Raw genomic sequence first — 21,006 nt, 5'->3', positions numbered from 1 at the left:
GGGGCGCAGCCTCCCGTTGGTCCTCCCGGTCCGCGTTCCAGTGGATCGGGAGGGCAGGAAACGGGAGCCCGCACCCCTTTCCGCCTACAACGTGCGCAGCAGCACCGCCGGTTGTTCCACGCAGTCGGCCACGTAGCGCAGGAAGCCGCCCGCCGTACCGCCGTCGCAGACCCGGTGGTCAAAGGTCAGCGAGAGCTGGACGACGTGGCGTACGGCGAGCTCACCCTCGTGCACCCACGGCTTGGGCATGATCCGGCCGACACCCAGCATCGCCGCCTCCGGGTGGTTGATGATCGGGGTCGAACCGTCGACTCCGAACACCCCGTAGTTGTTCACCGTGAACGTGCCACCGGTCAGCTCCGCCGGGGTCAGCCTCCCGGTCCGGGCCGCCTCGGTCAGCCGGGCGATCTCGGCCCCGATCGACTCCGCGTTCCGGGCCTGCGCATCCCGTACGACAGGGACAACCAGGCCCCGCTCGGTCTGGGCCGCGAACCCGAGATGAACCTCCGGCAGCCGCACGATCTCCCGTGCTTCCAGGTCCACCGTGGAGTTGAGCTCGGGAAACCGGGCCAGCGCAGCGGTGCAGATACGCGCCAGCAGGGCGAGCACCGACACCTTGGGCCCGGCGGCCGGTCCAGTGGCGCTGTTCATCGCGGATCTGGCCGCCATCAGCTCGGTGGCGTCGGCGTCGACCCAGCACGTGGCATCAGGAATCTCCCGGCGGCTGCGCACCAACTTGTCGGCGACCGCACCCCGTACACCGCGCAACGGAACCCGCTCCACGGCCGGACTCGCAGCCTTCTGCGCCACCGACGGCTGCACCGGAGGCAGCGACGTCGGTTCCGATGCCGACTCCGGCACCGAGGCCGGCGTGGGAGCCGCCGCCCCCTCTGCCAATGCCCTGATCGCGGATTCGACATCGGCCCGCAGGATCAGTCCGTCGGGCCCGGAACCCGCCAGCTGCCGCAGATCGAGATCATGCTGCCGCGCCAGCTTCCGCACCAGGGGGGAGACGACGGCCACCGGCCCCCGCGCCGCGTGCGGAACAGCCGCAGAAACCGCAGCCGCGGCCGTCACCTGTGCGACACCAGGCGCCGCCATCGCGTCGGGACGGACCCGTCGACGGCGCGCCACCGGTGCGCCCGTCCCGTATCCGACCAGGACATTGCCGGACGCCTCCGCCTCACCGGACCCAGATCCGGACCCGGAACCCGGCCCGCCTGAACCGGCCTCCGACCCCACAGCCGACACCACCGCCGCAGCCCCGGCCCGCGCATCCGACCCCGGGCCCCCCGACCCCACGGACCCCAAGGCTCCCTCGGACCCAACCGCCACCGTCAACAGCGGCGCCCCGACTGGAAGTTCCGTGCCCCCCTCGCCGAACCGCGCGGTCACCACGCCTCCGTACGGGCACGGCACCTCCACCATCGCCTTGGCCGTCTCGACCTCGACGACCGGCTGGTCGATGGCGACGACATCGCCGACCTCCACCAGCCAGCGCACGATCTCCGCCTCGGTGAGCCCTTCACCGAGATCCGGCAGCTTGAATTCGAATACCTGGGGCATCAGCTCTCCGCCTCCCACTGCAGGCGGGCGACCGCGTCGAGCACCCGGTCCACGCCCGGCAGATGGTGCCGCTCCTGCATCGGCGGCGGATACGGAATGTCGAACCCGGCGACCCGCAGCACCGGTGCCTCCAGATGGTGGAAACAGCGCTCGGTGACCCGGGCCACGATCTCACCGCCCGGACCGCCGAAACCGGAGGACTCATGGACGACGACGGCGCGCCCCGTACGCCGCACGGAAGCGGCGACGGTCTCGTCGTCGAACGGCACCAGTGAGCGCAGGTCGACGACTTCGAGATCCCAGCCCTCTTCGACGGCCGCCTCCGCGGCCTCCATACAGACCGGCAGCGACGGCCCGTACGTGATCAGCGTCGCACTGCGCCCGGTCCGGCGGACGACAGCCCGTCCGACCGGCTCCACGGCCACCGGCGCCTCGGGCGACCAGTCCGCCTTCGACCAGTAGAGCCGCTTCGGCTCCAGGAAGACCACAGGATCGTCGGAGGCGATCGATGCCCTCAGCAGCCCGTACGCATCCTCGACCGTGGCGGGCGTGACGACATGGAGGCCGGGCGTCGCCATGTAGTACGCCTCCGAGGAGTCGCTGTGATGCTCGACCCCGCCGATCCCGCCGCCGTACGGCACCCGGACCGTGAGCGGCAACGGCATGGCACCGGCCGTCCGGTTCCGCATCTTGGCGACATGGCTGATGAGCTGTTCGAACGCCGGATAGGCAAAGGCATCGAACTGCATCTCCACCACGGGCCGCAGCCCGTACATCGCCATGCCGACGGCCGTGCCGAGGATTCCCGCCTCGGCCAGCGGGGTGTCCGTGCAACGGTCCTCGCCGAACTCCTTCGCCAGACCGTCGGTGATCCGGAAGACCCCACCGAGCGTGCCGACGTCCTCGCCGAGGACATGCACCGTCGGGTCCTCGGCCATCGAGTCGCGCAGCGCTCGCCCGAGCGCCTGCGCCATGGTGGCGGGTTTGGCCTTCGCCGTCCGCTCTCCGGCCGGCGCCGCTGCGGTGGTCATCGCCCTTCCTCCAGATCGTTGTGGCTGTGCTGGCCCTGCTCGGCCTCCAGCTCGACACGCAACCGGGCGGCCTGCTCCCGCAGTTGCGTGGTCTGCTCCGCGTAGACATGGGCGAAGAGATCCATCGGGTCGAGCACCGGATCTGCGTTCATCCGCTCACGCAGAGCGGCAGCCATCCCCTCCGCGGCCGCGCGCGCCTCCTCGATCCCGTCGTCGCCGAGCAACCCCCGCCCGGTCAGCTCCCGCTCCAGGAGCTGGATCGGATCGTGCGCACGCCACGCCTCCACTTCGCTTTCGACGCGGTACCGCGTGGCGTCGTCGGCGTTCGTATGGGCATCCATGCGGTACGTCACCGCCTCGACGAGCGTCGGACCGCCGCCGCTCCGGGCCCGCGCGACCGCCTCACCGAGGATCTGGTGCATGGCGGCCGCGTCATTGCCGTCCACCAGCCGGCCCGGCATCCCGTATCCCACGGCCTTGTGCGCCAGGCACGGAGCAGCGGTCTGCTTAGCCAGCGGTACAGAGATCGCGAAGCCGTTGTTCTGCACAAGGAAGACAACCGGGGCCCGCCAGACGGCCGCGAAATTCAACGCCTCGTGAAAATCGCCCTCACTGGTCCCGCCGTCACCGACCATGGCCAGCGCCACCACGTCGTCGCCCTTGAGGCGCGCCGCGTGTGCCAGGCCCACCGCGTGCGGCAGCTGGGTGGCGAGGGGGGTGCAGAGCGGGGCGATGCGGTGCTCGCGCGGGTCGTAACCGGTGTGCCGGTCGCCGCGCAGCAGCGTCAGTGCCTCGACCGGGTCCAGGCCGCGCGCCACGGCCGCCAGCGTGTCGCGATAGCTGGGAAAGAGCCAGTCCCGCTCCTCCAGCACCAGCGCGGCCGCTACCTCGCAGGCCTCCTGCCCCGTGCTCGACGGGTAGACGGCGAGCCGGCCCTGCTTGGTGAGAGCGGTGGCCTGCGCGTTGTACCGCCGGCCGCGCACCAGCTCCGCGTAGAGCCGCAGCAGCAGCTCGGGGTCGGCATCGGCCACGGCATCCGTACCGAGCACGCGGTACGGCTCGGGGTCCGGGAGCAGCGGCGCGGGATCGGTGAGCGGCTTCCAGGCCGGGGGCGGCGTGGGCCGGTAAGCGGCCGCGCCGGGCAGCTCTTGGACCGTCATGACAAGCACCTCCTGGCATCGAGGGTTTTCGAGCGGCGTCTGGCGGCATCGGTGGATCGTCCGATGTCGAGGGGTGTCGAAATACATCGAAATGTCGAGCACTGTCCGAGGCGCGGATGTGGCGCGCCTCACCTACCGATTGTTCGGTCGCGAGCGCATTTTGGCTACAGGCACCTTCAGCCTGTGGACAAACGGTTCTCCACAGCCTGGGATAGAGGCAGGTCGTCCAGGACAGGGAGGTGCGGGCACATGTCAGCTGAACAAATGGCCGACGGGGGCGAGGGCCCCGGCCAGGTTCCGCCCGCGCGCCCGCTGGACGCCGTCGACCGCGACATCCTGCGATTGCTCCAGACGGACGGCCGCGCCTCGATACGGTCGGTGGCTGACCGCGTCCATGTGTCCCGGGCCAACGCGTATGCCCGGATCAACCGGCTCATCGACGACGGCGTGATCCGCGGTTTCAGCGCGCGCGTGAACCACGAGCGGGCGGGGCACGGCGCCTCCGCGTACATCACTCTCAAGATCGTCCAGAATTCCTGGCGCACCGTGCGTGAGCAGCTCCAGGCGCTACCGGGGGCCACGCATATCGCCTTGGTCAGCGGCGACTTCGATGTCCTGCTGCTGGTGCACACCTCGGACAACCGGTCGCTGCGCGAGCTGGTCCTGACCAGGATCCAAGCCATCCCGGAGGTGCTCTCCACCCGCACACTTCTTGTGTTCGAGGAGACGGACCTGGCTCAGGGCCCGGCCAGACCCACCGAGCTCACCTGACGGGAATCAGCGTGAACCAGTACGCGCCGGCCCCTCCGTCACCGTCGCCTCCACTGCATCCGGTCAGCGACTCGGCCGCAAGCAGCACGGCAGCGGACAGAATCCCGGGAACACGCAAAACAGCAGCACGCCAGCGGTCATGCCGATGGCATGGTGATCTGGACCTGCCCGGCCGTCAACGGCTCAGCGGCTGGACCGCATCCCCTCGAAGGCCACCCGGACGAGCGTGTCCGCCAGCCGCTCCGCGTCGACGCCGCCGTCCGGTTGCGGCCGGTACCACTCCACCAGGGAGTTGACCATCCCGAAAAGCAGCCGTGTCACCAGCCGTATGTCCACGTCGGAGCGGAGATCGCCGTCCGCGACCGCCGCCCCGAGCAGATCGGTCACCTGATGGTCGAACTCGCGCCGCCGCTCCATGGCCCAGCGCTCGGTCTTCGTATTGCCCCGTACGCGCAGCAGAAGCGTGACGTAGGGCAGTTCGGCTATCAGCACATCGACGGTGCGACGGGTGACGTACTCGACCCGCTCGATCGCACGCCCCTGCGTCGCTCCCGGCTCGTCGAGGATTCCGAAGAGGCCGTCCAGCGCCCGGCTGACCGCACGGCGGAGCAGTTCCTCCTTGCCCGCGACATGGTGATAGATGGACGACTTGGAGATGCCCGCTGCTCTGGAGAGATGCTCCATGGACGTGCCGTCGTAGCCGCGCTCGTTGAAGACACGGACGGCGACTGTGAGCAGTGTCTCCGGGGTGTACGTGTCCCGCTTGGCCGTGGTCATGTCCGCGATCCTCCCCTACGAGTTGTCCACAGGTTTGGCGGGCCCCCTTGTCCCGACCGATCGTTCGGTTACTCTAACTCTGTCCGCCCGTTCCTGCCCAGCTCGATGAGGAGTTGGTCCGTCATGGCCGCCGAGCTCTCCCCGCACCTGCTGTCCGAGAAGCACCGCCCCACGCTCGACCAGGCCCTCGACGCGATCCGTACGCGCGCCTACTGGTCCCCGCATCCCGAGCATCCGAAGGCATATGGCGAGGGCGGCGCCCCCGGCAGCCTGAGCGCCGCCGAGGGCAAGGCAGCCTTCGACGCCGTGCTGCACACCCGGCTCGACCTCGGCCAGCCGGGCACCGACGGCTGGACGGGCGGAGAGACCTCTCCGTACGGGCCGGAGCTCGGCGTCGAATATCCGCACGCCGACCTGGACATCCTGCTTCCGGCGATGCGTACGGGAATGTCCGCCTGGCGTGCGGCCGGCCCCGAGACCAGGGCCCTGGTCTGTCTGGAGATCCTGGCGCGGATCAGTGCCAGGACCCATGAGTTCGGCCACGCCGTGATGCACACCAGCGGCCAGGCCTTCATGATGGCGTTCCAGGCAGGCGGCCCGCACGCCCAGGACCGCGGCCTGGAGGCGGTGGCGTACGCGTACGAGGAGCAGATCCGCACCCCGCAGAGCGCCGAATGGTCCAAGCCGCAAGGCAAGCGCGACCCGCTCCAACTGCACAAGTCGTTCACCGCGGCACCCCGCGGCATCTCGCTTCTGATCGGCTGCAACACGTTCCCCACATGGAACGGCTATCCGGGCCTTTTCGCCTCCCTGGCCACCGGCAACCCCGTCCTGGTCAAGCCGCACCCGCGCGCCGTGCTTCCGCTCGCGCTCACGGTGCAGCTGGCCCGCGAGGTGCTCGTCGAGGCGGGCTTCGACCCCAACCTGGTAGCCCTGGCGACCGAACGGCCGGGCGAAGGCATCGCGAAGACCCTCGCGGTCCGCCCCGAAATCAAGATCATCGACTACACCGGCTCCACCGCCTTCGGCGACTGGCTGGAGATCAACGCCCGCCAGGCCCAGGTCTACACGGAGAAAGCCGGCGTCAACACGATCGTCCTCGACTCCACCGACAACTACCAGGGCATGCTCGCCAACCTGGCGTTCTCCCTCTCGCTGTACAGCGGCCAGATGTGCACCACCCCGCAGAACCTGCTGATCCCCCGGGACGGCATCACGACCGATGCCGGCGACAAGGCGTACGACGAAGTCGTCGACGACATCGCCTCCGCGGTCAACGGACTGCTGGGCGATGACGCCCGGGCGAACGCACTGCTCGGCGCCCTGGTCAACCCCGATGTGAAGGCCCGCCTGGAGGCGGCTGCGGAGCTGGGCGAAGTCGCCCTGACCTCCCGCGAGGTGGCCAACCCGGAATTCCCCGACGCCGTGGTCCGCACCCCCGTCGTCATCAAACTGGACGGAACCAAGCCCGACGACGAGCAGCACTACCTGTCGGAGTGCTTCGGACCGGTCTCCTTCGCGGTAGCGGTCGACTCGACGGCCGACGCCGTGGAACTGCTCCGCCGCACGATCCGCGACAAGGGCGCGATGACGGTAGGCGCCTACACCACCTCACCGGAGGTGGAGCGCGCGGTGGAAGACGTCTGCCTGGAAGAGTCGGCCCAGCTCTCGCTGAACCTGACCGGCGGGGTGTACGTCAACCAGACCGCGGCGTTCTCCGACTTCCACGGCTCGGGCGGCAACCCCGCAGCGAACGCAGCCCTGTGCGACGGAGCCTTCGTAGCAAGCCGCTTCCGCATGGTGGAAGTCCGCCGCCAGGCGTAATCCCCAGCCCTGCCCTTCCCGACTTGTCCGCCTCTCGCCCCTGACCCCTCCCAGCCCCCTGCTTGCCCCCAGCTCCCTCAGCCCTCCTTCCAGCCCCTCCGGCATTTGAGGCGCAGGTCCGGCGGTGGAGCCCCCGGTCACGGGAAGGGGCGGGCAGGGGAACAGGACCGCCGCAAGCGCCCCACCCGCACCCGGCGCCGCCCCACCTGCCTCAGAGCCCCAGCCCGCCCCGGGCCCCTACTCCTGCCCGACCCCCGGAATCTCCGCATAACGCTGCACCCACGCGTGCATGGCAATCGCAGCCGCAGCCCCCGCATTGATCGACCGCGTCGACCCGAATTGCGCAATGGAGCACACCATCGCCGCGTGCTTGCGGGCCTCCTCGGTCAGCCCGGGCCCTTCCTGCCCGAAGAGCAGCACACACCGCCGCGGCAACTCGGTCCGCTCCAGCGGCACCGCCCCCGGCAGATTGTCGATCCCAATGATCGGCAGCCCCTCCGCCGCCGCCCACACGGTCAGCGACTCCGTGTCGGGGTGGTGCCGCACATGCTGGTACCGGTCGGTGACCATCGCACCGCGCCGGTTCCAGCGCCGCCGCCCCACAATGTGGATCTCCTTGGCGAGGAAGGCGTTCGCGGTGCGCACCACGGAACCGATATTGAAGTCGTGGCCCCAGTTCTCGACCGCCACATGGAAGTCGTGCCGCCGCAGATCCAGATCGGCGACGATCGCCTCCCGCGTCCAGTACCGGTAGGCGTCGCCCACGTTGCGCCGGTCGCCGTGGGCCAGCAGCTCGGGGTCGTACTGCTCGCCCACGGGCCAGGGCAGCGGATGCGGCCCGACGCCGATCTCCGTCCCGAATCCGTCGTCGTACTGCATCGGTTCCGCCGCCGGTACGGATGCGACGGACGGTTCGAGTCCGATCCCTACGGACTCTTCGGTCAATGAATCCCCGCCGGTACCACCGGTGCTGCCACTGCTGCCGCTCTCACTACTCACCCGACGAGCGTATGGTCCCCGGCGCCGCTGTGCAGCGGGGCCTCCTCGTCATCGTCGGCATGCCGCTGCCCCGGCACCTTGCCCCTGCGCGAGAACAGCAGCTCCCGTCCGAGGGTCACCCGGCCACCGAGCCACACCAGGAAGACGGTCGGCAGGAAGACGGAGTCGGCGGCGATCATCGCCATCGAGAAGAACGGCAGCCCGAGCAGCAGGGCAATGCCGACGTGCTCACAGATCATGACGACGAGCAGGACGTTCTTGACCCGCCGGTTGAACAGGGTGAAGGGGAAGGCGACCTGGACGATCACCGTGCCGTACGTGATCAGCATCACCATGACACCGTTGGACGCGAGAATGTCCGACAGCCCGGGCCAGGGCGTGAAGTAGTCGAGCTTGAGCGGGTAGTACAGCGCCGTGCCGTCCTGCCACCGCGAACCCTGGATCTTGTACCACCCTGCCGTCGCGTAGATCAGACAGACCTCGGCCATGATCACGACGAGGGTCGCGTTGTGGGCGAGATTGGCGACGACATCCAGCAGGGTGCGCGCTTCGCTGTGCGGGGCATAGCGATTCACGGCCCACCAGGCACCCTGGCCGGCCCAGAGGGCCCAGAAGAGAACCGGCAGCCACCAGGTGCCGCCGAGGCCGTCTGTCACGGTGGCCACGATCAGAACCAGGCCGAGCACCACCCAGAGAACCGGACCGGCCACGTTCCCCCGCACCGAACGTCGCGGACCATCGTCTTCCGCATCCGTCTCTGTCGGACGGCCCGCACGGGCCGCACGCCGCGCGTCCAACGACCACACCTGCCCGCAGCGCGTCAGCACGAGGTAGATCGCCATCAGATGGATGACGTTGTCGCCGCCGTCGCCCATGAAAATGTTGCGGTTCTGCAGGGAGAGCACACCGACCATGAAGAGGACCGACATGGCGCGGGTGTGCCAGCCGACCATCAACAGTGCGGCGGAAAGCAGAGCAACCGCGTACACGATCTCGAACCAGACCGTGCTGTCCGACCACATGAGCGTGGTGAAGGCTTGATTGCCCGATATGAGCTGCTGCGCCATGTCCCAGCTCCACGGGGCGTCGGGGCCGTACATCTCGTGGCGGTGCGGCAGTTCGCGCAGCAGGAACAGCAGGTAGGTGGCGGAGAACCCGATCCGGATGACGGCGCTCTGGTACTGGCCCAGGGCCGAGGAAGTAATGCGCTGGATGCCGCGAGCGAGCTTGCGGTCGAAGGTGAACGTACTCACTTGCCCGCCCCCTCGGTGTTCTCGGGGAGGTCGGCGGAGGTTACGGTCCACCACGGCAGCACCCGGTAGGACGGCCTCGTACTGATCTTCTCCTCGCTCCATCCGGGCGCTGCGATGGACCGCACCTCGGAACGGATCTGGATGCGCTCGATGGTGCCGCCGTAGTCGTGTTCGCTGAGTCGCAGCATCGCGATGCGGCGGATGTAGCGCTCGGAGAGCTCACCGCGCAGGCCATTCGCCCGGTTCTCGTTGTCATGGGAACTGAGATAGAAGTCCCAGGCGCGACGGAGTTCGTTCTGATGGACGTGGCTGGGGGCCAGATTGCCGCGTATCGCCTTGCCGTCCTCACCGGAAAGGCTCATCCAGGGGGTGGTGTGGCGGCCGTCGGCGCCGACTATCTCGGCTCGTACATGAACCGCCACGTTCTGCTGAAGCGGGTTCGGGGCGAAGAGCTTCCAGTTCTGCTCGAACTCGGGATAGATCCAGTCGTCGACCGCTTCGCCGTGCTGCTTGGTCAGGGTATTGGAGGGTGCGACGTGCAGAAACACCATGGCCAGCTGAGCGCAGGCGACCAGCCCGATGGCCGCCAGTGCGATCGCGGCAACGATCTGGTACGGAAGTGACAGAGCAGCCATGCCGCCACGGGGACCTGGCCCAGACACCCGATCGGCGCCGGACGACGCATCTTCGCGCTGCCCCGGCCCTGGCCCGACGCTCCCGTTCTCGCTCCCGCTCCCGACACCCCTGTCGTCGTACGAATCCATCCTGCCCCGATCCCCGTCGATCCCCGTCAGTTATCCACAGGGTTGACACCCTACGGGTCACCGACTCACCATTGAAGACAATGAACCGAACGATCGGTCGGTCGGTAGGGAGTCCGGGATGACGGCAGTGACTGCGGACCAGACAGCGCAGGCAGGAGCAGGCGGCCCCGAAGGGGTGGACGAGGCCCTGGAGGCAGCCTTCGATGCCGCGGTGGCGGCGGACGAGCGCATCGAGCCGCGCGACTGGATGCCGGATGCGTACCGCGCCTCACTGGTCAGGCAAATGGCCCAGCATGCCCACTCCGAAATCATCGGAATGCAGCCGGAAGCCAACTGGATCTCGCGAGCACCCTCGCTGCGCCGCAAGGCGATCCTTATGGCCAAGGTGCAGGACGAGGCCGGACACGGCCTCTATCTGTACAGCGCCACGGAGACCCTCGGCACCGGCCGCGAGGAACTGCTCGACAAGCTCCACGCAGGCCGCCAGAGGTATTCATCGATCTTCAATTACCCGACGCTGACCTGGGCGGACGTCGGCGCAATCGGCTGGCTCGTGGACGGCGCCGCGATCACCAACCAGGTACCGCTCTGCCGCTGCTCCTACGGCCCGTACGCCCGGGCGATGGTCCGTATCTGCAAGGAGGAATCCTTCCACCAGCGTCAGGGTTACGAGCTGCTGCTCACCCTCAGCCGCGGCACCCCGGCGCAGCACGAGATGGCGCAGGACGCGGTGAACCGCTGGTGGTGGCCGTCCCTGATGATGTTCGGCCCGCCGGACGACGCATCGGCCCACTCGGCGCAGTCGATGACCTGGAAGATCAAGCGGCACTCCAACGACGAGCTGCGGCAGCGCTTCGTGGACATCTGTGTCCCACAGGCCGAGGCGCTGGGGCTCACCCTCCCGGACCCGGATCTCCGGTGGAACGAGGATCGTGGACAGCACGACTTCGGGGCGATCGACTGGCAGGAGTTCCAGGAGGTCCTCAAGGGCAACGGCCCGTGCAACGAGCAGCGCCTCACCCAGCGCCGCCGGGCACACGAGGAGGGCTCCTGGGTCCGGGACGCAGCGGTTGCGTATGCCGAGAAGCACACAGCAGTACGGAACGGGGAGGCGACAGCATGAGCAGCTCGACCGAATGGCCGCTGTGGGAGGTGTTCGTGCGTTCGCGCCGCGGACTGTCCCACACCCACGCGGGCAGCCTGCACGCCCCGGACGCGGAAATGGCCCTGCGCAACGCGCGCGATCTGTACACGCGCCGTTCCGAGGGCGTCTCCATCTGGGTAGTCCCGTCCGCACAGGTCACGGCCTCCTCACCGGACGAGAAGGACTCTTTCTTCGAGCCGGCCGGTGACAAGCCGTACCGGCACCCGACGTTCTACAAGATCCCGGAAGGGGTGAAGCACCTGTGACCGCGGCCCTCGCCCTGGGCGACGACGCGCTGGTGCTCTCGCACCGGCTGGGGGAGTGGGCAGGCCATGCCCCCGTACTGGAAGAGGAAGTGGCCCTGGCTAACATCGCTCTGGACCTGTTGGGGCAGGCCCGGGTGCTGCTCTCCCTCGTCGGGGACGAGGACGAGCTGGCGTATCTGCGCGAGGAGCGCGCCTTCCGCAATGTCCAATTGGTCGAGCAGCCGAACGGCGACTTCGCCCACACCATCGCCCGCCAGCTCTACTTCTCCACCTACCAGCGACTGCTCTACGAGCAGTTGGAGGCCGGTGGGAGTCCATTCGCCGGGCTGGCGGCGAAGGCGGTCAAGGAGGTCGCCTACCACCAGGACCACGCGGAGCACTGGACGCTGCGGCTCGGCGACGGCACGGCCGAGAGCCATGAGCGGATGCAGCGCGGGGTCGACGCCCTGTGGCGGTTCACCGGCGAGCTGTTCCAGCCCGTCGAGAGCGTGGAGATCGACTGGCAGTCGCTGCACGGCGGCTGGCTGAAATCCGTCACCGCAGTGCTGGAGCAAGCCACCCTGAGCGTGCCGACAGGCCCGCGGTCCGGAGCATGGACGGCGGGCGCGGGACGCCAGGGCATCCACACCGAACCCTTCGGACGGATGATCGCCGAGATGCAGCACCTGCATCGCAGCCACCCGGGGGCGTCATGGTGACCGAAACACTCCTGGAGGAGGAGCTGCACCGGCTGGCGGGCTCCGTACCCGACCCCGAACTGCCTGTACTGACCCTGGACGAGCTGGGAGTGCTCCGGGGCGTGGACGTGGTGGCACCAGGCAGGGTCACCGTGCGTCTCACCCCGACCTACACCGGCTGCCCGGCGATCGAGGCCATGTCCTCCGACATCGAGCGGGTGCTGCATGACCACGGCATACCCGAGGTCTCCGTGGTCACCGTGCTCTCGCCGGCCTGGTCGACCGACGACATCAGCGCGGAAGGACGGCGCAAGCTGGCCGAGTTCGGCATCGCGCCCCCGCGCCCGCACGAGGCCACGGCGCCCGCGGGTGGCCCGGTACCGCTGACACTCTCGGTGCGCTGCCCGCACTGCGGCTCGACCGATACGGAGCTGCTGAGCCGGTTCTCCTCCACTGCATGCAAGGCACTGCGCCGCTGTGTGACGTGTCGCGAACCGTTCGACCACTTCAAGGAGTTGTAGATGTTCCATCCGCTCCGGGTCCGCGCTGTCGAACGGCTCACGGACGATTCGGTGGCCGTCACCCTCGCCGTGCCGCCCGAGCTGTGCGAGACCTTCCGCCACAAACCCGGCCAGCACCTCAATGTGCGCTACACCGTCGATGGCGAGGAGATCCGCCGCTCGTACTCGATCTGTTCCCCGGCCGCTGAGGAACAGCCAGATCCGGCTCTACGGGTAGGCATTCGCCTCGTCGACGGCGGCGCGTTCTCCACGTACGCGCTGAAGGAACTCGCCGTCGGTGACCTGGTCGAGGCGATGCCCCCCATGGGCCGCTTCGTGCTCACGCCTCGCGCCGGACATTTCGCGGCGATCGTCGGAGGCAGCGGAATCACCCCGGTGCTGTCGATCGCGGCGACACTCCTGGCGAGGGAGCCCGGCGCCAGTTTCTGTCTGATCCGCAGCGACCGGACGGCGCTCTCGACAATGTTCCTTGACGAGGTCGCCGACCTCAAGGACCGCTACCCGGACCGGTTTCAGCTGGTCACGGTGCTCTCCCGGGAGGAACAGCAGGCAGGTCTCCCGTCCGGCCGACTGGACCGGGATCGGCTCACCGACCTGCTGCCCGCACTGCTTCCGGTCGCGGAGGTGGACGGCTGGTATCTGTGCGGCCCGTTCGGACTGGTGCGGGCGGCCGAAGGCGCGCTGCACGGCCTGGGCATCGACCGGACCCGAATCCACCAGGAGATCTTCCATGTGGACGACGGCCCGAACGCGCCCGCCCGCCCACGGACCGAAACGCCTGCTCACAGCAGACTCACCGCGACCTTGGACGGCCGCTCCGGAACCTGGCCGGTACAGGATGGCGAATCGCTGCTGGAGACGGTGCTGCGCAGCCGCTCCGACGCACCGTACGCCTGCAAGGGCGGTGTGTGCGGGACCTGCCGGGCGTTCCTGGTCTCGGGAGAGGTACAGATGGACCGCAACTTCGCGCTGGAGCCCGAAGAGACGGGCGCGGGCTATGTGCTGGCGTGCCAATCGCACCCGGTCACTCCGGAGGTGGAACTCGACTTCGACCGCTGAGCGCCAACAGGCCGGCCGCCGACCGTCGGCCACACCCCGTTCCACCCACCCCTCCACACCTCCCCCTGTTCCCTTCTCATAGAACCTGTTCTATCTTGACGAACCGTCAGATCTGGGTAGGGGAGCAGCGGTTCGCGGGAGGCCAGGGCAGTGGATTTCACCTTCACCGAGGAACAGCAGGCGGCCGCTGAGGCGGCGAGAGCGGTCTTTTCGGGCGTCGCGCCCGACGTAGTTCCCAGCCCCGCTCTCGTCCCGGGCGCGGTGGCCGAGGACATCGACCGGCAGCTGTGGGCGCGGCTTGCCACCAGCGATCTGCTGAGCCTGACGCTGGCACCGGAGCACGGCGGGGCCGGGCTCGATCTCGTCGCGCTCTGTCTGGTGCTTCGCGAGTCCGCCAAGGTACTTGCGCGAGTGCCACTGCTGGAGACGTGCGCGGTCGCAATGGCGCTCCAGCGCTACGGCGGCCCAAGGCTGGCCGCCGAATTGCTGCCCCGGGTCGGCCGGGGCGAGCTGGTCCTCACCGTCGGGGCCAACGGTCGCTCCGGCCACGATCCGGCCGAGCTCGCCGTCACGGCCCGCCGTGAAGTTCCCGCGAGAAACAACCGGCCGTGCGCAGAACCTGGCGAAAGGCCCGACGAAGGTTTCGGCGACGCGCCCGGGGATTCCGATGGTGACGTCGCGGGCTGGGTGCTCGACGGGGTGCAGTCAGGGGTGCCGTGGGCGCAGGCCGCGGACTGGATCGCGGTTCCCGCCCACACGGGCGAGGGCCGGGCCGTTGTGGCCCTGATCCAACCCACCCACGACGGAGTCACCCTCGTCAAGCAGGTCTCCACCAACGGTGAGCTGTTCGCCGAGGTCCGGCTGGATTCGGTAGGAATCGACAGCCGCGCGCTGATCGACACTGCCGGGGCCTGGGAGTGGCTGCGTGCCCTGCTTACCACCGGAACGTGCGCGCTCGCCCTGGGTCTGGGCGAGGCCGTGCTCACCATGACGAGCGAATACACCGGCAAGCGCGAGCAGTTCGGCTTTCCCATCGCAACCTTCCAGTCCGTCGCCGTACAGACCGCGGACCGTTACATCGACCTGCGAGCCATGGAAGTGACGCTCTGGCAAGCGGCCTGGCGGATCTCCACCGGGGCCGACGGTGCGCTGCCCGCCGAGGGCGACATCGCCGTGGCGAAGATCTGGGCATCGGACGGTGTCCGCCGGATCGTGCAGACGGCACAGCATCTGCACGGCGGCTTCGGCGCAGACACCGACTACCCACTGCACCGCTTCCATGCCTGGGCGAAGCAGATCGAGCTGTCCCTGGGCCCCGCAGCGGCGCACGAGGAGGCGCTGGGCGACCTCCTAGCCGCCCACCTGCCCGGCTGACCCCCGACCAGCGCCCAGTGGCTGGCCACCGAGCCGCCATCCGGTTCAGAGCACGAAAGCCGGGTTGCCGTTGTCGGTGACCATCGGACGCCCGGCACCGTCCCAGGCGAGCATCCCGCCGTCGATGTTCACAGCGTCGATGCCCTGCTGCACCAGGTACTGGGTGACCTGGGCGGACCGGCCACCGACCCGGCACATCACATGCACACGCCGCCCGTCCTCGGCAGCCTCGGTGATCTCACCGAGGCGAGCCACGAAGTCACTCATCGGAATGTGCAGGGCGTCTTCGACATGACCGGCCGCCCATTCGTTGTTCTCCCGGACGTCCAGAACGAGGCCGTCCAACGGAACTGCCGCAACATCCACCGAGGGCAGCGGGGCGAAATTCATGGGTCATGCCTTCTCTCGTAGGTACGATCCGGAGTCACCAGGAACGCTACTGCACCAGACCGGCCAGCTCCGCCTCACGCTGAGCGACCTCGCCCAGCAGCTGATCGGCGATCTCGTCGAGCAGCCCGTCCGGATCATCGGGCGCCATCCGCAGCATGGCCCCGATAGCGCTCTCCTCAAGCTCCTGAGCGAGCACCGTCAGGAGTTCCTTGCGCTTGGTCAGCCAGTTCAGCCGGGCGTAGAGCTCCTCGCTCTCGCTGAGCTCCGCCTCCGGCGCCACCGGCCCCGCCGCCCACTCCTGCGCCAGCTCCATCAGCAGCGCCTCGTCACCACGCCCGTAAGCGGCGTTGACGCGGGTGATGAACTCGTCGCGACGGGCCCGCTCCGTCTCATCCTGCGCCAGGTCCGGATGGGCCTTGCGCGCCAGCTCGCGGTAAAGCTTGCGCGCCTCCTCGGTCGGCCGGACCCGCTTGGGCGGCCGGACCGGCTGCTCGGTCAGCATCGCCGCTGCCTCGGGGGACAGCCCGTCCGAGTCGATCCAGTCGTGGAACAGCTCGTCGACGCCCGGCATCGGCATCACGATCGCTCGGGCCTCCTGAGCCTTGCGGAGGTCCTCGGGATCACCGGTCCTGGCGGCTCGGGCCTCCGCGATCTGAGCATCGAGCTCATCGAGGCGGGCATACATCGGCCCGAGCTTCTGATGATGCAGACGGGAGAAGTTCTCGACCTCGACCCGAAAGGTCTCCACCGCGATCTCGAACTCGATCAGCGCCTGCTCCGCCACCCGTACCGCCTTGGCGAGCCGAGCCTCGGGCCGGGCCTCCTCCGCGTACCCGCCGGCTGCCCCGCCAGTCCCATCACCGACAGCGGCCGACCGGCCCTCCTGCGCATCTTGCGCATCCGGTGCATGCTGCTCGTGCTGCCGGTCGTTGTCCTGCCGGTCATCGTCGTTCCGGGTGGTCGGCACCCCGGCGGCTTCGTGGGTCACTCGTCCAGCGTATGGCCACCTTCGGCGCCCCGATCACGCGCGGTCGGCGGAATGCCGCTCACACGCCCAGTTCGGCGGCTATTCGCCCCGCGTCGATGGCCCGTATCAGCTCTGCGTGGTCCGCCTCCGTACGGTCCGCGTACGTCACCGCGAACGCCGCCACCGCCTCGTCCAGCTCTTCATTCTTGCCGCAGTACCCCGCGATCAGTCTCGGATCGGCGCTGTGCGCATGGGCACGCGCCAGCAGAGCACCGGTCATCCGGCCGTAGTCGTCGACCTGGTCGGCTGCCAGGGCCGCCGGGTCCACGCTGCCCTTGCGGTTCCTGAACTGCCGCACCTGGAAGGGCCGCCCGGCCACGCTGGCCCACCCCAGCAGAATGTCGCTGACGACCTGCATCCGCTTCTGCCCGAGCACCACTCGACGCCCCTCGTGCGCCACCTCCGGCACGTCGAACCCGACAGCCGGCAGATACGGCGCCAGCACTGAGGGCCGCGCCTCCTTCACCTGCAGCACCAGTGGCTCGCCGCGGTGATCGAGCAGAAGCACCACGTACGACCGGGTGCCGACGCTCCCCGTGCCGACCACCCGGAACGCCACGTCGTGGATCGCGTATCTGGCGAGGAGCGGCACCCGGTCCTCCGAGATAGTGCCCAGATAGTCGCCGAGTCCCGCTGCCACCGCGGCGGCCTCGTCGTCCGGCACCCGCCGCAGCACCGGCGGCGCGTCGATGAAGCGACGTCCACCGTCACCGGAATCCTCGGTGGACTTGGCAGCGAAACGGGCGCTGGTGTTGTTGCGGGCCTTCTCCGAGACCCGCTCCAGAGTGCCGAGCAGATCCCGCGCATCCGTGTGCGAGACCAATTCCTCGTCCGCGATGGCGTTCCAGGCATCGAGCGCGGGCAGTTTGGCCAGCAGCCGCATCGTCCGCCGGTAGGCGCCCACCGTGTCGTACGCGCCCTGACGGCAGGTGTCCTCGTCCGCCCCGGCCTCCCGCCCGGCGAGTACCAGCGAGGTGGCCAGGCGCTTGAGATCCCATTCCCAGGGGCCGAACACGGTCTCGTCGAAATCGTTCAGATCGATGACCAGGCTGCCGCGCGCATCGCCGTACAGCCCGAAATTGGCCGCGTGCGCATCGCCGCAGAGCTGGGCGCCCACCCCGCTGACGGGCGTGCCCACCAGGTCATGGGCCATCAGTCCGGCCGAGCCGCGCAGAAAGGCGAACGGCGTGGCCGCCATTCGTCCCACCCTGATCGGGGCGAGACCGGGCACCCTGCCGCGGCTCGACTCCTTGACCGCCTGCACGGCATCGGGCCGCCCGGCCGGAAGCTCCAGAGAAGAGTGAGAGGCCCTGGAGACCCTCGCCCGCAGGGCTTTGCCCGCACCCCTGGGCGACTGCGGCGCGCTGCTGCCCGCCGCAGTCGCCCCATCCGCCCGCCGAGCGAATCCGAGGACAACCGGAATGCGCGGATTTCCAGTCACAGCCTGCTGAACCGGCACCGTCGATTCGATTTCACCCATGGCGCGCAGCCTCCCCCGCCCTCGTCCTGCGCTCCTGGCCCGATGCCCAGTCGCAGATCAATTGCGAAGAAGGTACCGCCATCCACCGAAAACCGTCTTCGCCTGTGGAAAACTTACCTTCCGGCCTGTGGACAACCCCCTGTGCACGCTGTGCACGCTCTGCCCTGGTCAGACTCCAGCGGCCTCTTCCAGCTCCTCTTCCGCCTCTTCCTCGCTGTCCGCCCCAATCCGGGCTTCGCCTCTGTCGTGCCGCCCCCGTCCCTGTGCAGCCCCGCCCTCGGAGGTTCCACCGACCACCCCGGCCGGCCCTTTCGAACGTGCGGGAACGTCCTGAATCGGGTGTTTCACGTGAAACACAGCCCAACCATCCCGGTCTCGCCCCACCCGCCACACCTCACGACTCCCCTACAGGCCCGCATCCCTCGCCAACAACGCAGCCTGCACTCGGTTCTCACATCCCAGCTTCGCCAGGATGCGACTCACATACGTCTTCACCGTCGCCTCGCTCATGTGCAAGCGCCTGCCCGCATCCGCGTTGGAGAGCCCTTCCCCGAGCACTGCCAGCACCTCGCGTTCCCGCCCGCTGAGCGCGGCCACCCGCTGTCGCGCCTCTTCACCCCGCACCGCCGTCCGGCCCAGGGTCAGCTGATCCACCACATGCCGGGTGGCACCGGGTGAGAGATACGCATCTCCGGCCGCCGCTGCCCGCACCGCCTGGATCAGTTCGGCCGGAGCCGTGTCCTTGAGCAGGAATCCGGCACCCCCCTGCTCCAGCGCCCGCAGCACGTTCTCCCGCTCACCGAACGTCGTGAGCACGATCACCCGTGCCGCCGGAGCCGCCGTTCGCAGTTCTGCCAACGCCGTAAGCCCGTCCATCACCGGCATCTGGATGTCGAGCAGCACCACATCCGCGGCATGGGCACGGACCAGTTCGATGGCCTCCCGCCCGTTCGCCGCCTCCGCGACGACCTCGATGGAACGGTCCGAGGTGAGGATCATCCGTATCCCGGCGCGGATGAGGGGCTCGTCGTCAGCGATGACAACCCTGATCAGCTGACCCGTCACTCATACCCCCGCGCTCGCCCCGGGCGCCTCATCCACTGGCGACCTCGTAGGACTTCTTCTCGATCAGCTTGCCGTCCCGGAAGCAGAACCGGAACACAGGCTCGGTGTCGAAGTTGTCGCCGATCTCGGAGGACATCAGGACCAGACACCTCGCCCCGGCCGGCTTCTCGGGTCCCCCACCGTCGAGGCCGGCCGTCATGAATGTATCCCCGGCAGGCAGTTCCTCCCGCACCCTGTCCTCCGCCGTGCCGATCTCGATCGACCGGTACTGACTCGGATCGATCATCCCCTTGTTCGCCTCCGCCACCAGAAAGTAGAGACCGAAGCCACAGGCCAGCACCAACAGCACCAAGGCCCCTGCCCCTATCCCGCAGCCCAGCGCGACCCCGCTGCCCGGACTCCTTCTGCTACCGCTCATCGCCAACTCCCGCTCGGAAACCGTCCAGTCCATGCCCGGACCACCGTTCCCCTGCGGAGCCATTCGGGACTGCTGCCGGAAGTCGTCCTCCGCATCAACCATCGGCGCACCCGCCAGCCCACCGACCGCGCCCTCGGCACCGTACGGAAGCACCCCGGCCACCCGGAAGCCGCCGTCCTCGGTCCGGCCGGTGTGCACCATGCCGCCGACCAGCCGGGCCCGCTCATGCAGGCCGGGCAGCCCCTGCCCGCCGCTGACGACCTCACCCGCGCGCCGCATATCCCGCTGTGGACCGTTGACGATCTCGACGACGAAGGAATCCGTCTCGTAGCGCAACTCGACTGTGATCGCCGCACCCGGCGCATGCTTGTACGCATTCGTCAGCGCCTCCTGGACGATGCGGTACGCCGCATGGTCCGAGGCCGCGGCAAGCGCCCGGATGCTTCCTGTGTGACGAAGCTCCACAGCGCTCCCGGCAGCCCGCGCCACTGCCGTGAGCTCCTCGATGCCGGCGGTCCCCCGTGCCGCCGACTGCCCGCCCTCGCCCTGCACCGGTCCCTCGACACCGTCCCGCAGAATGCCGACGACCTCACGCAGCTCATGCATCGCGTGCACCGAGGCATCTCTCAGCACCCCGACCACTTCCCGCTGCCGTGCCGTCAGCTCACGGTCGACCTCCAGCGCCCCCGTATGGACAGAGATGAGCGCCAACCGGTGACCGAGGCTGTCGTGCATGTCCTGGGCGATCCGCTGGCGCTCCATGAGCCGCGCCTGTCCCACGATCATGACCCGCTCCCGGATGAGCTGCGCGTTGCGCTCCTGCAGGGCGTGCAACAGGGTCCGGCGCTGTGTCCAGTACCGGCTGGCGAGGCCGGGCACGAGTGTCGTCGCCAGGAAGTAGAGGGTGGTGAACAGCACCTGGGTCAGCGGCCACATCCCCGACCAGTTCACCGCCACGGTCAGCCCCACATAGAACGCGTACGAGGTGGTGAAGGCCCCCAGGGCCCGTCCCGCCCCGGCGATCCGGCGCCCGGAACTCCACGCCACCACCATCAGCAGCAGCGCGAATCCGCCGGACAGCCCGGCCAGGGCGGCCGTCACCACCAGCACGGTCACCGGCAGCCGGCGCCTCATCAAGGACAGCACCACGACCGCGACGGACACCGCCCACAGCCGCAGCTCCCCGCTCCGCAGCAGCTCTTCCACGCCGGCGGCGAGCAGCCCGAGCATCACGGCCAGCACGGCCTCTCCGGCCGCCCTGCGCCGGGACCACAGCTCGGGCACCGCACACCACTGCCACCCGGCCCTGAGCTTCGATATCGCGTACACGTTTCGCACCCTAGGCAGCCACGGATGCGCACGACGCCCCACTTTCGTCGTACCCGTCCACGACGAAAGTCGCCCACACCCCGGTCGCCGCCCATCGGCCACGCAGAAGCC

20 protein-coding genes are annotated in these 21,006 nt (G+C 68.9%); 8 read left to right on the top strand and 12 right to left on the bottom strand.

Features of this window, described 5'->3' with window-relative positions:
* Positions 1-84: 84 nt before the first annotated feature.
* From ACH4EW_RS06240 to pdhA, 3 genes are read right to left on the bottom strand one after another with little or no spacing between them, the layout of a single operon-like run.
* Positions 85-1,566, bottom strand: coding sequence for a dihydrolipoamide acetyltransferase family protein (locus ACH4EW_RS06240; protein WP_398252116.1), 1,482 nt, complete (start codon positions 1,564-1,566; stop codon positions 85-87).
* A complete protein-coding gene (locus ACH4EW_RS06235; RefSeq protein WP_398252113.1) occupies positions 1,566-2,597 on the bottom strand; it encodes an alpha-ketoacid dehydrogenase subunit beta in 1,032 nt (343 codons plus the stop codon). Before ACH4EW_RS06235 ends, ACH4EW_RS06240 begins: the two co-directional genes overlap by 1 nt.
* Entirely contained in the window at positions 2,594-3,757 is a 1,164-nt protein-coding gene (gene pdhA, locus ACH4EW_RS06230; RefSeq protein WP_398252110.1) for a pyruvate dehydrogenase (acetyl-transferring) E1 component subunit alpha, read from the bottom strand. Before pdhA ends, ACH4EW_RS06235 begins: the two co-directional genes overlap by 4 nt.
* A gap of 264 nt (positions 3,758-4,021) precedes the next feature.
* Between pdhA and ACH4EW_RS06225 the strand changes: the two genes are divergently transcribed.
* Complete coding sequence (locus tag ACH4EW_RS06225) at positions 4,022-4,528, top strand: Lrp/AsnC family transcriptional regulator (protein ID WP_398253298.1); 507 nt, start codon at positions 4,022-4,024, stop codon at positions 4,526-4,528.
* A gap of 183 nt (positions 4,529-4,711) precedes the next feature.
* Here the strand turns inward: ACH4EW_RS06225 and ACH4EW_RS06220 are convergent, their stop codons facing one another.
* A complete protein-coding gene (locus ACH4EW_RS06220; protein WP_398252107.1) occupies positions 4,712-5,305 on the bottom strand; it encodes a TetR/AcrR family transcriptional regulator in 594 nt (197 codons plus the stop codon).
* A 123-nt stretch (positions 5,306-5,428) separates the two neighbouring features.
* Here ACH4EW_RS06220 and paaN point away from each other — a divergent pair, with 123 nt between their 5' ends.
* Positions 5,429-7,129, top strand: coding sequence for a phenylacetic acid degradation protein PaaN (gene paaN / locus ACH4EW_RS06215; RefSeq protein ID WP_398252104.1), 1,701 nt, complete (start codon positions 5,429-5,431; stop codon positions 7,127-7,129).
* Positions 7,130-7,366: 237 nt separating this feature from the next.
* On the opposite strand, the gene ACH4EW_RS06210 is transcribed toward paaN, so the two are convergent.
* Genes ACH4EW_RS06210 through ACH4EW_RS06200 form a run of 3 tightly spaced genes read right to left on the bottom strand, consistent with a single transcriptional unit; the run spans position 7,367 to position 10,145 of the window.
* The gene (locus ACH4EW_RS06210) at positions 7,367-8,128 is read right to left on the bottom strand and encodes a TrmH family RNA methyltransferase (protein ID WP_398252101.1); all 762 of its coding nucleotides are present in this window, start codon (positions 8,126-8,128) and stop codon (positions 7,367-7,369) included.
* Entirely contained in the window at positions 8,125-9,381 is a 1,257-nt protein-coding gene (locus ACH4EW_RS06205) for an HTTM domain-containing protein (protein WP_398252098.1), read from the bottom strand. Before ACH4EW_RS06205 ends, ACH4EW_RS06210 begins: the two co-directional genes overlap by 4 nt.
* Positions 9,378-10,145: a DUF5819 family protein gene (locus tag ACH4EW_RS06200; RefSeq protein ID WP_398252096.1), complete on the bottom strand. Its 768-nt coding sequence runs from the start codon at positions 10,143-10,145 to the stop codon at positions 9,378-9,380. Before ACH4EW_RS06200 ends, ACH4EW_RS06205 begins: the two co-directional genes overlap by 4 nt.
* Before the next feature lie 118 nt (positions 10,146-10,263).
* Here ACH4EW_RS06200 and paaA point away from each other — a divergent pair, with 118 nt between their 5' ends.
* The 6 genes from paaA (at position 10,264) to ACH4EW_RS06170 (ending at position 15,186) form a co-directional block, all read left to right on the top strand.
* Positions 10,264-11,268, top strand: a complete 1,005-nt coding sequence (paaA, locus tag ACH4EW_RS06195; protein ID WP_398252093.1) for a 1,2-phenylacetyl-CoA epoxidase subunit PaaA — start codon at positions 10,264-10,266, stop codon at positions 11,266-11,268.
* The gene (gene paaB, locus ACH4EW_RS06190) at positions 11,265-11,555 is read left to right on the top strand and encodes a 1,2-phenylacetyl-CoA epoxidase subunit PaaB (RefSeq protein ID WP_398252090.1); all 291 of its coding nucleotides are present in this window, start codon (positions 11,265-11,267) and stop codon (positions 11,553-11,555) included. The genes paaA and paaB overlap by 4 nt, the downstream gene beginning before the upstream one ends.
* Positions 11,552-12,253, top strand: coding sequence for a 1,2-phenylacetyl-CoA epoxidase subunit PaaC (gene paaC / locus ACH4EW_RS06185; protein WP_398252087.1), 702 nt, complete (start codon positions 11,552-11,554; stop codon positions 12,251-12,253). The genes paaB and paaC overlap by 4 nt, the downstream gene beginning before the upstream one ends.
* Positions 12,247-12,753, top strand: coding sequence for a 1,2-phenylacetyl-CoA epoxidase subunit PaaD (gene paaD / locus ACH4EW_RS06180; RefSeq protein WP_398252084.1), 507 nt, complete (start codon positions 12,247-12,249; stop codon positions 12,751-12,753). The genes paaC and paaD overlap by 7 nt, the downstream gene beginning before the upstream one ends.
* On the top strand, positions 12,754-13,812 hold the full coding sequence (locus tag ACH4EW_RS06175) for a 2Fe-2S iron-sulfur cluster-binding protein (RefSeq protein ID WP_398252081.1): 1,059 nt from the start codon (positions 12,754-12,756) through the stop codon (positions 13,810-13,812).
* A 150-nt stretch (positions 13,813-13,962) separates the two neighbouring features.
* A complete protein-coding gene (locus tag ACH4EW_RS06170; protein ID WP_398252078.1) occupies positions 13,963-15,186 on the top strand; it encodes an acyl-CoA dehydrogenase family protein in 1,224 nt (407 codons plus the stop codon).
* A gap of 45 nt (positions 15,187-15,231) precedes the next feature.
* Here ACH4EW_RS06170 and ACH4EW_RS06165 read toward each other — a convergent pair whose 3' ends face one another.
* The 5 genes from ACH4EW_RS06165 to ACH4EW_RS06145 form a co-directional block, all read right to left on the bottom strand.
* Complete coding sequence (locus tag ACH4EW_RS06165) at positions 15,232-15,576, bottom strand: rhodanese-like domain-containing protein (RefSeq protein ID WP_398252075.1); 345 nt, start codon at positions 15,574-15,576, stop codon at positions 15,232-15,234.
* Between the two features lie 46 nt (positions 15,577-15,622).
* On the bottom strand, positions 15,623-16,564 hold the full coding sequence (locus ACH4EW_RS06160; protein WP_398252072.1) for a hypothetical protein: 942 nt from the start codon (positions 16,562-16,564) through the stop codon (positions 15,623-15,625).
* A gap of 58 nt (positions 16,565-16,622) precedes the next feature.
* Positions 16,623-18,083 carry a DUF2252 domain-containing protein gene (locus tag ACH4EW_RS06155; RefSeq protein ID WP_398252069.1) on the bottom strand — a complete coding sequence of 487 codons (1,461 nt, stop codon included), beginning with the start codon at positions 18,081-18,083 and terminating at the stop codon, positions 16,623-16,625.
* Between the two features lie 405 nt (positions 18,084-18,488).
* Positions 18,489-19,148, bottom strand: coding sequence for a response regulator (locus ACH4EW_RS06150; protein WP_398252066.1), 660 nt, complete (start codon positions 19,146-19,148; stop codon positions 18,489-18,491).
* A gap of 28 nt (positions 19,149-19,176) precedes the next feature.
* Positions 19,177-20,895 carry a sensor histidine kinase gene (locus ACH4EW_RS06145; RefSeq protein ID WP_398252063.1) on the bottom strand — a complete coding sequence of 573 codons (1,719 nt, stop codon included), beginning with the start codon at positions 20,893-20,895 and terminating at the stop codon, positions 19,177-19,179.
* Positions 20,896-21,006: the final 111 nt, after the last annotated feature.

The sequence above is a fragment of the Streptomyces sp. NPDC018000 genome (genome assembly GCF_044328025.1).
Lineage (GTDB): Bacteria > Actinomycetota > Actinomycetes > Streptomycetales > Streptomycetaceae > Streptomyces.
Note: the sequence above shows the minus strand (reverse complement) of the source record. Positions and strands in the feature narration are given on the sequence as shown.

Coding starts and splice junctions, on each gene's coding strand:
- ACH4EW_RS06240 (WP_398252116.1), bottom strand. CDS start 1,566: ATGCCCCAGGTATTCGAATTCAAGCTGCCGGATCTCGGTGAAGGGCTC.
- ACH4EW_RS06235 (WP_398252113.1), bottom strand. CDS start 2,597: ATGACCACCGCAGCGGCGCCGGCCGGAGAGCGGACGGCGAAGGCCAAA.
- pdhA (WP_398252110.1), bottom strand. CDS start 3,757: ATGACGGTCCAAGAGCTGCCCGGCGCGGCCGCTTACCGGCCCACGCCG.
- ACH4EW_RS06225 (WP_398253298.1), top strand. CDS start 4,022: ATGGCCGACGGGGGCGAGGGCCCCGGCCAGGTTCCGCCCGCGCGCCCG.
- ACH4EW_RS06220 (WP_398252107.1), bottom strand. CDS start 5,305: ATGACCACGGCCAAGCGGGACACGTACACCCCGGAGACACTGCTCACA.
- paaN (WP_398252104.1), top strand. CDS start 5,429: ATGGCCGCCGAGCTCTCCCCGCACCTGCTGTCCGAGAAGCACCGCCCC.
- ACH4EW_RS06200 (WP_398252096.1), bottom strand. CDS start 10,145: ATGGATTCGTACGACGACAGGGGTGTCGGGAGCGGGAGCGAGAACGGG.
- paaA (WP_398252093.1), top strand. CDS start 10,264: ATGACGGCAGTGACTGCGGACCAGACAGCGCAGGCAGGAGCAGGCGGC.
- paaB (WP_398252090.1), top strand. CDS start 11,265: ATGAGCAGCTCGACCGAATGGCCGCTGTGGGAGGTGTTCGTGCGTTCG.
- paaD (WP_398252084.1), top strand. CDS start 12,247: ATGGTGACCGAAACACTCCTGGAGGAGGAGCTGCACCGGCTGGCGGGC.
- ACH4EW_RS06175 (WP_398252081.1), top strand. CDS start 12,754: ATGTTCCATCCGCTCCGGGTCCGCGCTGTCGAACGGCTCACGGACGAT.
- ACH4EW_RS06165 (WP_398252075.1), bottom strand. CDS start 15,576: ATGAATTTCGCCCCGCTGCCCTCGGTGGATGTTGCGGCAGTTCCGTTG.
- ACH4EW_RS06155 (WP_398252069.1), bottom strand. CDS start 18,083: ATGGGTGAAATCGAATCGACGGTGCCGGTTCAGCAGGCTGTGACTGGA.